Origin of the sequence: Mobiluncus curtisii ATCC 43063 (genome assembly GCF_000196535.1) — a bacterium.
In the GTDB taxonomy this organism is placed as follows: Bacteria; Actinomycetota; Actinomycetes; order Actinomycetales; family Actinomycetaceae; genus Mobiluncus; species Mobiluncus curtisii.
This window is the reverse complement of record NC_014246.1, coordinates 1,946,813-1,958,059: the sequence shown is the minus strand read 5'-3', so window position 1 is coordinate 1,958,059 and position 11,247 is coordinate 1,946,813. Positions and strand designations below refer to the sequence as shown.

The window sequence follows — 11,247 nt, the reverse complement described above, 5'->3', positions numbered from 1 at the left end:
GCACGCCACAGGTTATTTTCTAGGGTTTTCCCTCAGCTCAGATAGGCGTTAAACTTTAGACAGCCCACTTGCTGGGGTCGGGGTATCGCCCCGGTGTTTACTTGAGACGATTTTTCAAAGGAAGGCATAAGTTGCTGCGAAATCACAAATGTGCGGAATTGAACCTGAATCACGATGGTCAGACCGTCACCCTCTGCGGTTGGGTGGATCGTCGCCGAGACCACGGTGGAGTAGCTTTCATGGACTTGCGTGATGCCTCCGGGATCGTGCAGCTGGTCGTCAGCGAAGAAGTGGTACGGGAAGTCCGTAATGAATACGTGCTCAAGGTCACCGGTAAGGTGCGCAAACGCCCCGAAGGTAATGAAAATCCCGATATTGCCACCGGAGAAATTGAGGTTATGGCGGACGATGTCGAGATTCTTAATTCTTGCGCGACCCTGCCTTTCCAAGTTTCGGAACATGCTGAGGACTCCAAGGTAGGCGAAGACATCCGGTTGCGTTATCGTTTCGTTGATTTGCGTCGTCGTCAACTGCATGACAACCTGGTGCTGCGTTCTCGGATTTCTCAAATCGCGCGGCGGGTCATGGAGGAACATGAGTTTCTTGAGATTGAAACCCCGACCCTGACGCGTTCCACCCCGGAAGGGGCGCGCGACTTTGTGGTTCCCGCGCGGATTCGACCCGGCTCGTGGTATGCCTTGCCGCAGTCACCCCAGTTGTTCAAGCAGCTACTGATGGTCGGTGGAATGGAACGCTACTTCCAGTTGGCTCGTTGCTACCGAGACGAGGATTCCCGCGCCGATCGCCAGCCTGAGTTTACGCAGCTCGATATGGAAATGAGTTTCGTTGATCAAGACGATGTCATCGAGGTGACCGAACACCTGCTGAAAGAGATTTGGAAAGTCATCGGCTATGACCTGACCACTCCGATTCCGCGGATGCCTTTCCAGGAAGCTATGGATCGTTTCGGCTCCGACAAGCCGGATTTGCGGTTCGGATACGAGCTTGTGGATTTGACCGACTTTTTTAAAGACACCCCGTTTAAGATTTTCCAAGCGCCCTACGTGGGAGCGGTAGTCATGCCCGGAGGTGGTTCCCAGCCACGCCGTACTTTTGACAAGTGGCAAGAATGGGCGAAAGCCCGCGGCGCGAAAGGTCTGGCATACGTGACCTTGGATGAAAAAGGCGAAGCTGGCGGTCCGGTGGCAAAGAATATTTCAGATGCGGAAAAGGTCGGTTTGGCAGCTGCCACCGGAGCCCAACCGGGTGACTGCATTTTCTTTGCCGCGGGGGACAAGACCGCTTCACAAACGTTGTTGGGGGCAGCACGTTTGGAGATTGGCAAGCGCTGTGACCTCATCGATGAAAAGGCGTGGGCTTTCACCTGGGTGGTGGACGCGCCGCTGTTCAAGCCCTCCGGAGAGGCAGAAGCGGAAGGTGACGTAGCCCTGGGACACTCCGCATGGACCGCTGTACACCACGCATTTACTTCGCCGAAACCGGAATGTCTCGATACTTTTGACACCGATCCGGGCAGCGCCTTGGCTTATGCATATGACATTGTGTGCAATGGGGTGGAGCTCGGCGGTGGTTCCATCCGTATCCACCGTCGCGATATTCAGGAGCGGGTGTTTAAAGTTATGGGCTTCTCTCAGGAAGAGGCGCAGGCTCGCTTTGGGTTCTTACTCGATGCTTTCAAGTACGGTGCCCCGCCGCATGGCGGTCTGGCTCTGGGCTGGGATCGCATCGCCGGGATGCTGACGGGTTCTCCGTCGATCCGCGACGTTATCGCTTTCCCAAAGGCTGGCGACGGTTTGGATCCGCTCACCGGTGCGCCCGCTCCGATTACGGACGAACAACGCAAAGAAACCGGCGTGGACTACGTGCCGGAAGAGGACGAAGACGACGAGTCAACTGAGGTCAGCAAATAAACGCTGTAGACGGCGCTTCTGAAAAGAATCACCGCGAGTTGTCTCTCCACTGCCAGCTATCCCTTCTAAAATGGATGGGATAGCTGGCAGTTTTTTACCAAAGGGAAAATAATGAGTGCGAAAATTTTTGAACTGCATCCGGAAAATCCGCAGGCTCGTTCGTTGCGCCAAATTGTCGAGATTATCCAAGACGGTGGCATTATGGCGTATCCCACTGATTCTGGATATGCGTTGGGCTGTGCTTTGGCTAACGGGGCTGGTCTGGAACGCATTCGGAAAATTCGTCAGCTTGATGACAAACACCATTTCACGCTGGTATGCCACGACTTTTCTCAGCTGGGTCAGCTGGTGATGGTGTCGAATTCTCAATACCGGCTGATTAAATCGCTGACTCCGGGTCCCTATACGTTTATTCTGAAAGGCACCAAGGAAGTACCTCGCGCCACGTTGAACAAAAAGAAACATACCGTAGGCGTGCGGATTCCCGCTCATAAGGTTGCGTTATCACTGGTAGAAGCCCTGGGAGAGGCCATTTTGTCCTGCACCTTGCTGTTGCCCGGCGATACGGAACCGTTGAGCGACCCGGTGGAAGTTATTGCCAAGTTGGGACATCTGCTGGATGTAATCGTTGACTCCCCAATTGGTTCGGATCAGGCAACTACCGTCATCAACATGGAGGACGATGTGCCCATCGTGACCAGGGAAGGAGCCGGTCCAGTTGATTTCTTGGAGTAGCGATTAGTCGCTTGCCTCCGCAGCGGTACCGTTGGCTTCAAGGCTCTCAAGGGCAGGTGCGCCGTCTATTGCGTTGGGTTCGCTCTGGTCTGGAAGTTCATCTTCCCAAACCAATTCGGAGTCTTGTGACTTTCGCGCCGGGTAAGTCTCCAACAGGGGAGAGAGGAACAGTCGGCTGAACAATACGTTGAGCAGCACCACGATGACGAGGGCGAAAGCCGACTGTTTCACGGGCATGGCGTGCATCGGCAGGAAAGCCAGAAAAATCGCCAGGTGAACCACAGAGCGAGTCCACAGGGCACCACGGGTTTGAGTTAATTCGTTTAGCAACGGGTCATCGTCCAAGTCCGCGAGTTCCTCAGGGAGGTGGTGTTTCGATTTATTCATGGCATAGAACTGATAATCCAGGGATAGCGCGAAACCGAAACCTGCCAATAAAACTGCCACGTTAGGGTCGACTCCTCCGGAACGCGCCAGTTTAGGCAAGAACGCGCCCCACCCGTCTTGGAAAACTAAGGTTGTCAGCCCTAACGCCACCAACAGATTCAAGGAGTTCAGCAAAGTCGCCCACACTGCCGCCCAGACATGCCTGGTGGCGCGCAAAATGACCAAGAAAGTAGCCAGGACCATAACTCCTGCCAGCGGGGGGACAAACTTGATTAGCTCGGAGGCGAAATCAACCTGGTTGGCGGCCTGTCCAGTGGTCCATTTTGGAAATTTCGAAGGTAGTTTGCGGATAGTTTTCACAATCTCTCCGGCTTGCCGGTTGGTGATACCCGGTTTCAAATCAACGTTCAAAACGCTGAAGTCTCCAGCGATTTCGGTGTTACCCGCAGTCATTGCCGCCACACCGGGGATTTTCCCTACTGCCACCGACCAGCTTTGCATATTTGCGGCGGTAGTTTTACCGAGAATCTGAATATCAGGGGTAGCAGCCGTGGTACCGTAATGGGCGGCACGCAAAGACTCAAATTTTGCGGCATTTGTTCCCGGGGGGAAAGTGGTTTGTCCTGATGTATGCCAAGTAATCCCAAAGGTGGGAACAGCCAGCACCAGCAGAAACACCACCAGGACACCCGTCAAAATCGGTCTGGCAGGCTTTCGTGAGGCAAATGGCGCCCACAGCCGGGTGCCCAGAGAACGTATCCGGGAGGAAACGGCACTCAAGACCTGTCGATGCCATTGCGGACGAGGGCAATCCAACCAGGTGATACCGAGGTACAGCAGCGAGGGAATTAACGTGGCTCCGATTGCGTAGCATTCCAGAATCGAGAACATGCTGACCAGAGCCACCCAGCGCAGGCTGCTGGCAGGGAATATGGCGACCATAATCAATCCCAGCACAATCAATGCCGTGGAAATCAGCATGGCAGGCGCCGAATGTGCGAAAACTTCATCTAAGGGGGTGAGTGAGTCGCGACGCTTGCGCAGCCGTCGTCCACGAGGCTTGGAAACGCGCGGAATCTCGGCAGTGTATTTCATGACTGCTAAACGAGAGCGACTGCGGCTGATGAGAAACACCGCATACCCGGTCACCACCCCTAGTGAAAGCATAGTGACCAGGGCAGAGTCACCGGGAGCGGGTTTGACGACGAGGGAAACTAGCGTAGCGATGGTGCGCGTCACAATCCACCCGCAAAGGCTCGGAATGAAAGCGAGCAGAGCCAGGCGCAGACGTCCCATAGCCCCAAACAGCACCGTGAAAATCAGCAGCAAAGCAATCAGATTAGCCTGGAGAGAATCGTGATGCGCATTGAGAGCCACTTCGCGATTATTCAAGTCTTGATCTGTGACGAGTCCCGTGGCGTGGGGCGCAAATGAGCGCATGTCACCGGCGATTTGGCTTAAAGCGTGCTCAGTCATGGCGCGGATATCATCGGCACGTTGGGGAAACTGGGTCAGATCCAGCAGTACCACCATCATGAAACCGTGCTTATCTTTTGCAATAAACTTGTCCATCAAAGTTTTCGCGTCGGGGTTATTGACGTCGTCACCTTTCGCGAAGGGATACAGCACCCCTGCCGGAATTACCCCCGGAACCTCGCTGAAACTCGCCGCCGCGGAGTCCAGCACATTCTTAACTTCCGCACGTTGCTTATCCATGTCCACGCCGGTGACGATGAGGTACGCCTGATAGTTCGAGCTACGGCTGTCATTGAGGATTTGCGATGCCACGTAGGATTCCGAACCGGGGATTGATACCAGGCGGTTTTCAACGCGATTCCACATGCTTCCAAAACCAAAACCGGTCAATGTAAAAACTGCACAGATAACTATCACCAGAGCCCAAATCAACACCGTGGGGAGGGGGCGTCGATTCAACCGGCGATATAGTTTGAAAAACATGTTATGCATTGTCTCACACACTTTGGGGTAATTTTCACTAGGGTGGTGGCATGGACTTGTTTGATTCCTTGAGTGATACCGGCAAGGGGGTTCCGGAGTTTCGCCCGGATGCCCCTTTGGCAGTGCGGATGCGTCCACGTAACGTCGAAGAATTGGTGGGGCAGTCGCACCTTTTGGCACCCAATTCCCCATTGCAGAGGCTGTTACGGGGAGACACCGAGATGACCTCCTCGGTGATTCTCTACGGTCCGCCCGGCACCGGTAAAACGACTTTGGCATATTTGGTGGCGCAGGCAGGAGGTCGAGACTATGCCCAGCTGTCTGCCATCAATGCGGGAGTGAAAGAAGTTCGAGAGGTCATCAATGCGGCGAAGCAACGGCTGAGCCTGAGCGGACAAGAAACCATATTATTCCTGGATGAAGTTCACCGGTTTTCTAAATCGCAACAGGACTCGCTGCTGCCGGCAGTGGAGAACCGGTGGGTTATCCTGGTGGCTGCCACCACTGAAAATCCGGCTTTCTCGGTTATTTCTCCGCTGCTGTCTCGGTCCCTCTTGCTGACCCTGCAACCTTTAACGAACCGGGACATTGAAATCATCATGGACCGGGCTTTGGCAGATGAACGGGGACTGGGTGGGAAATACACCCTGACTCCGGACGCTAGGGAAAGTCTCATCAGATTAGCCGGCGCGGACGGGCGCAAAGCCCTGACTCTGTTGGAGGCTGCTGCCGGAGGAGCGGATTCCCGGGCTGCGAGCGAGATTACTGAAGACGATGTGGCAGCGGCAGCGGACACGGCTGTGGTGCGCTACGGTATTGACGAGCATTATGACGTGGCGTCGGCGTTTATCAAGTCGATGCGCGGCTCTGACCCCGACGCTGCCCTGCACTATTTGGCGCGGATGATTAAAGCCGGGGAAGACCCGCGTTTCATTGCCCGCCGCGTCGTTATCGCGGCGGCAGAAGACGTCGGGTTGGCAGACCCCAGTGTGCTGCCCCTGGCGGTCGCGGCAGCACAAGCGGTGCAATTGATTGGGATGCCAGAGGGGCGGATTCCCCTGGCAGAGGCTGTCGTCGCGGTGGCGACTGCTCCAAAGTCGAATCGGGCTTACGTAGGTATCAACTCCGCTTTAGCTGACGTGGAGTCCGGCAACATTGGAACCGTTCCGACCTATCTGCGGGATCAGCATTATCCGGGTGCCGCTACGGATAGGAAAATCGTCGGTACCTATCGCTACCCCCACGACGACACTCGCGGTATAGTCACGCAGCAATACCTGCCTGACCCACTGAAAGACAAGATTTATTACGAGCCTTCCGCGCACGGGTGGGAAGTCACTTTGGGTGATAGGCTGGCAAAAATACGCAAGATTCAAAAAATGGGGTAAGATAGCTAAGTTGCCCGGCGCTTTGGTTGACCTTCGGTTGCTTGGCGTCCGGACACCTGGGGTCTTAGCCATGAAGGTGACCCCTCCCCGTTGAGATGCCCTCGCGGGGCGACTTTGCGATAAGACAGGAAGAATAATAATGGGAAACCGTTCTCGGAAAATGGTGCGCTTGTCTCGCGCCTTGGGGATGCCGCTGACCCCGAAAGCTAAGCGGTACTTTGAACGTCGTCCGTATGGACCCGGCGAACATGGTCGCGCTCGTCGTCGTAGTGAATCCGACTACGCGGTGCGTTTGAAAGAAAAGCAGCGTTTGCGCGCCCAGTACGCCATTCGTGAGGCTCAGCTGGTGAAGACCTTCCAGGAGGCTCGCCGGATGGAAGGTCAGACCGGTGACAACCTGGTGGAATTGCTGGAAATGCGTCTTGATGCCCTGGTGTTGCGTGCCGGCTTTGGTCGCACTATGTTCCAGGCTCGCCAGGCGGTAACACACCGTCACATTCTGGTTGACGGCAAGATTGTGGACCGTCCCTCTTACAAGGTGCGTCCCGGACAGACCGTGCAGGTTAAACCGACCTCCCAGGTGAAGGACCCCTTCGTGGTAGCCGCACGCGGTTCGCACCGCGATGTGCTGCCTCCCGTCCCTGATTACCTGAAGGTCGATTTGGAAAAGTTGCGTTTTACGTTGGAACGTAAGCCGAAGCGCGAAGAAGTTCCGATTCAGTGTGAAGTGCAACTGGTCGTGGAGCACTATTCCCGCTAAACCTTACAGTGGCCCTGGGATTTTCCCAGGGCCAATTGTTTAAAGTTAGAATGCTTACGGCGCAAATCGCGCCGAAAACGCGGAAATGGGTCGCTATACCGGGACAGGAGAATGACATGATTGGTGAAATTGCCGGGATTATTGCCGCCGTGACTTTTGCGGTATTGGTGCTGGTTTTGGCTGTGCCACTGTGGAAACTGGGCGGAGTTTTTTCCCAACTGGAGCAATCCATTAAAGCAATCGGAGACGAAACGGTCGTGGCGGTCAAACAGGGGCAGACTTCTTTGGACCAGGTCAATAACCAGTTAGAACGGGTCGATTCTATGACCTCGGCAGCGAATCGTTCCGTCGAGGATCTCTCGGCATTGACGACCTTGTTTACGGCGACGCTCGGTCGACCGCTGATTAAAGTCGCGGCGTTTAGCTACGCGGTGCGTAAAGCTATGGGTATTGACCGAAAGAATGCGAAGTAGGGGGAGGAATGTCGAATACGGCAAAAGTAGTGGGAACGACGCTGCTCCTTTCGGCAGGGGCGGCGCTGGCGGCATACTTCACCGTGACCCCGTTCCGGCAGACTGTTGATCAGATGACCGAGCGTTTCCGTGCGGATATGTCGCAGCGTGAGGGGGAACTCATCGAGGCTCTCAGCTCCAGTGATTCAGAAATCGAACAGGCTCGTGAGACCTGGAACGCTCGGAAGGACGACGGCGCGGGTTTCAAAGTTGGACGCGGACGCCACCGTGACTCTGCTGCAGATGATGACCTGGACTTTTAATTACATTCATCGACAATAAACGAAAGCCACCCGGAACCAACCGACCGGGAGACTAGGACAGATAATTCCGGGAACAGCCCGGAGCTGAAAGAAAGAAACATATACATGCGTACTGCGGAAGTTCGTCAGCGTTGGCTGGATTTTTTTGCAAAGAATGGTCACGAGGTTCGTCCCTCGGTGCCACTTATTTCTCCCGACCCCTCGATTTTGTTCACTATCGCGGGGATGGTTCCGTTCATTCCTTACATTGTGGGGACTGAACCGGCACCGTGGCCGCGAGCCACATCGGTGCAAAAGTGTATTCGCACTAACGATATTGATGAGGTCGGGAAGACCACTCGTCACGGTACTTTCTTTCAGATGTGCGGGAACTTTTCTTTCGGTGACTACTTTAAGGAAGGTGCTTCGAAGTTTGCCTGGGACCTGCTGACCGGCAGTCAAAAGGACGGCGGTTACGGTCTGGATGGCGACAAGCTTTGGGTCACCATTTGGGAGCAGGACGAAGCCGCTTGGGACATTTGGACTCGGCAAATCGGTCTGGACCCTACCCACGTCCAAAAACTTCCGCGCGAAGAAATCTTTTGGGATACCGGTCAGCCCGGTCCTGCCGGTCCCTGTGCGGAGATTCACTTGGATCGCGGTCCCGAATACGGTCCCGAGGGCGGTCCGGAAGTTGACACACAAGGCGACCGCTACCTAGAACTGTGGAACCTGGTTTTTGATGAATTTCTCCGTGGCGAGGGCACTGGGAAGGATTACCCACTGCTGGGTAAGCTCGACCAGACCGCTATCGATACAGGCTTGGGCTTGGAACGTCTGGCTTTCGTCCTCCAAGGCAAAGACAACATGTACGAAATCGACGAAGTGTTCCCCGTCATTGCCGCCGCTCAGGATATGTCTGGACGTCGCTACACCTCTAGTACTGACCAGATGGATGTGCATTTCCGTATCGTGGCTGATCATGTGCGTTCCAGCCTGATGTTGATTGGCGATGGGGTTCGTCCCAGCAATGAGGGGCGAGGCTACGTGCTGCGCCGCTTGATGCGCCGCGCAGTCCGTTCCATGCGACTGTTGGGCGTATCCGAGGCTGTCATGCCACAGTTGTTACCGGCTTCCATGAATGTGATGAAAGCCTCCTATCCGGAACTGGAAAAGGACTGGGATACTATCTCCGAAGTGGCTTATGCCGAGGAGGACGCTTTCCGTCGCACCCTCGATGCCGGAACCGTCATCTTGGATACCGCGGTGGCGAAAGCGAAACAATCCGGTGCGGCTCTGAGCGGCGATGATGCTTTCCAACTGCATGACACTTATGGTTTCCCCTTGTCCCTGACCTTAGAAATCGCAGCGGAAGCCGGAGTTAAGGTGGACGAGAAACGTTTCACTGAGCTGATGAATGAGCAAAAGCAGCGTGCCCGAGCGGATGCCGTTGCCAAAAAGACCGGTCACGTGGACACACACGTTTATCACGAGTTGGCTGCGAAACTAGGCGAAAACAACACGGTGGAGTTCCTGGGATACACCGAAACCAGCGCTCCGGCGCGAGTGGTCGGCATCTTGCAGGACGGCAAACCGGTACCGGTCGCGACAGCGCCGGCTACCATTGAAGTCTTGCTAGATCGGACCCCGTTCTATGCCGAAGCCGGCGGGCAACTGGCTGACCAAGGTCAGATTACTTTCGCTGGTGGTGGCGTACTGGATGTGGCTGATGTCCAGGCTCCCGTGAAGGGATTGCCGATGCACCGGGGAACTTTGACGGAAGGTCAGGTCACCCTCGGTGAGGACGCTCAAGCCACGATTGATGTGGAGCGTCGTGGAGCGATTGCACGGGCGCACACCTCTACCCATGTCATTCACCAGATTCTGTTGGATTCTTTAGGACAGGGCGCGACTCAAGCGGGGTCGGAAAATGCTCCCTGGCACGTCCGGTTTGATTTCCGCAATGCGAAGGCTCTCCCCGATTCTTTAATGGCAGACATTGAGGCGGAAGCTAACGAACGGGTACAGACCAATATGACTGTTACCGACTACCAGATGCCGATTGAAGAAGCTCGCAAGACTGGTGCCCAGGCAATTTTCGGGGAAAAGTACGGCAAGATTGTGCGGATTGTTGATATTGGCGACGGTTGGTCCAGGGAGTTCTGTGGCGGCACTCACGTGCCGTTGACTGGGCATATTGGGTCTATTGCGTTACTGGGAGAATCCTCAATTGGCTCTGGGGTACGGCGTATCGAAGCGTTGGTTGGAAACGGTGCGTCGGGATTCCAAGCGAAAGAACACGCGTTGGTGTCTCAGGTCACGCAGCTGGTCGGCGCCAAGCCGGAAACCCTGGTGGAACGGATTACTTCCCTAATGGATCGGCTTAAGACCGCGGAAAAAGAACTCGAAAAGACCCGGTTGGCAGCATTGCTGTCCAATCTGGACGACTACGCTAAATCTGCTGAAACGCTGTGTGGCGTACAGGTCATTCACCAGGTCGCCCCAGCAGGTTCTGTGGACGACTTGCGTCAAGCAGCCACCACTTTGCGAGCACGATTCTCTAACGCAAATCCGGCGGTCGTTGCTTTGGCAGCCGTTATTGGCGGAAAACCAATGCTGGTTGTGGCAGTGAACGAAGCGGCTCGTGAAAAGGGCGTGAAAGCTGGGGCGCTGGTAAAGGCCGGTGCCGCTGCGATGGGCGGTGGCGGCGGCGGCAAGGATGACTTGGCGCAAGGTGGTGGAGCCCTCGCTGGGAAACCCGAAACCGGTCTGAATGCCCTCGTGGATACCCTGCGAACCATACTCACGAAGTAAGCAACTTGTCGGTTCGGGCTGGTCCCGAGCCGACAAGTCGAGAGGAGATAGCGCACAGGATGGTTGCCGGAAACTTTCTCGCCATAGACGTGGGCAAGGCGCGCATCGGAGTCGCCCGCTCGGTGTCGGGTACCTCCTTGGCTCTACCGGTGAAGACTCTGCAGGTGCAGCCGGACGGTTCTGAACTGGATGAACTGTTGGCAATCATTACGGACAGTAACCCTGCAGCTGTGTTTGTGGGCTTGCCGAAACTGATGAGTGGCAAAGAAGGCGAGGCGGCGCGGATGGCACGGTCTTATGCCCGGCGTTTAGTGCGGCGACTTGGTGAGCTACCGGTGCATCTCATTGATGAACGATTGAGCTCGGCTGATGCGCACGCCAAACTGCAACAAGCGGGAGTCTGCGCCCGCCGCCAAAAGGAGATGGTTGACCAACTTGCTGCCGTGACCATCCTCACGCGAGCTTTAGAAACTTTAACTCAAACAGGAAACTTACCTGGTGAGTTGGTTATCATTTAGT

Annotated in this window: 9 protein-coding genes; 8 read left to right on the top strand and 1 reads right to left on the bottom strand. The window is 55.4% G+C overall.

The genetic code is table 11. From position 1 onward, the window contains the following. Positions 1-131: 131 nt before the first annotated feature. Positions 132-1,931, top strand: a complete 1,800-nt coding sequence (gene aspS / locus HMPREF0573_RS08480; RefSeq protein ID WP_041798072.1) for an aspartate--tRNA ligase — start codon at positions 132-134, stop codon at positions 1,929-1,931. Positions 1,932-2,042: 111 nt separating this feature from the next. Beyond that, the gene (locus HMPREF0573_RS08475) at positions 2,043-2,666 is read left to right on the top strand and encodes an L-threonylcarbamoyladenylate synthase (RefSeq protein ID WP_004009611.1); all 624 of its coding nucleotides are present in this window, start codon (positions 2,043-2,045) and stop codon (positions 2,664-2,666) included. A gap of 3 nt (positions 2,667-2,669) precedes the next feature. Here HMPREF0573_RS08475 and HMPREF0573_RS08470 read toward each other — a convergent pair whose 3' ends face one another. Beyond that, positions 2,670-5,012, bottom strand: coding sequence for an MMPL family transporter (locus HMPREF0573_RS08470; protein WP_236589603.1), 2,343 nt, complete (start codon positions 5,010-5,012; stop codon positions 2,670-2,672). 50 nt (positions 5,013-5,062) lie between these two features. On the opposite strand from HMPREF0573_RS08470, the gene HMPREF0573_RS08465 reads away from it, so the two are divergent. From HMPREF0573_RS08465 to ruvX, 6 genes are all read left to right on the top strand, one after another. Further along, positions 5,063-6,400: a replication-associated recombination protein A gene (locus HMPREF0573_RS08465; protein WP_004009609.1), complete on the top strand. Its 1,338-nt coding sequence runs from the start codon at positions 5,063-5,065 to the stop codon at positions 6,398-6,400. 139 nt (positions 6,401-6,539) lie between these two features. Continuing rightward, positions 6,540-7,160 (top strand): 30S ribosomal protein S4, encoded by a 621-nt coding sequence (gene rpsD, locus HMPREF0573_RS08460; protein WP_004009608.1) that lies wholly within the window; start codon positions 6,540-6,542, stop codon positions 7,158-7,160. A gap of 116 nt (positions 7,161-7,276) precedes the next feature. After that, the gene (locus HMPREF0573_RS08455; protein WP_036324192.1) at positions 7,277-7,633 is read left to right on the top strand and encodes a DUF948 domain-containing protein; all 357 of its coding nucleotides are present in this window, start codon (positions 7,277-7,279) and stop codon (positions 7,631-7,633) included. Positions 7,634-7,641: 8 nt separating this feature from the next. Beyond that, positions 7,642-7,935 carry a hypothetical protein gene (locus tag HMPREF0573_RS08450; RefSeq protein ID WP_004010653.1) on the top strand — a complete coding sequence of 98 codons (294 nt, stop codon included), beginning with the start codon at positions 7,642-7,644 and terminating at the stop codon, positions 7,933-7,935. Between the two features lie 105 nt (positions 7,936-8,040). Beyond that, a complete protein-coding gene (alaS, locus tag HMPREF0573_RS08445; protein ID WP_013189566.1) occupies positions 8,041-10,728 on the top strand; it encodes an alanine--tRNA ligase in 2,688 nt (895 codons plus the stop codon). Positions 10,729-10,787: 59 nt separating this feature from the next. Continuing rightward, on the top strand, positions 10,788-11,246 hold the full coding sequence (gene ruvX / locus HMPREF0573_RS08440; protein WP_004010655.1) for a Holliday junction resolvase RuvX: 459 nt from the start codon (positions 10,788-10,790) through the stop codon (positions 11,244-11,246). Position 11,247 lies beyond the last annotated feature (1 nt).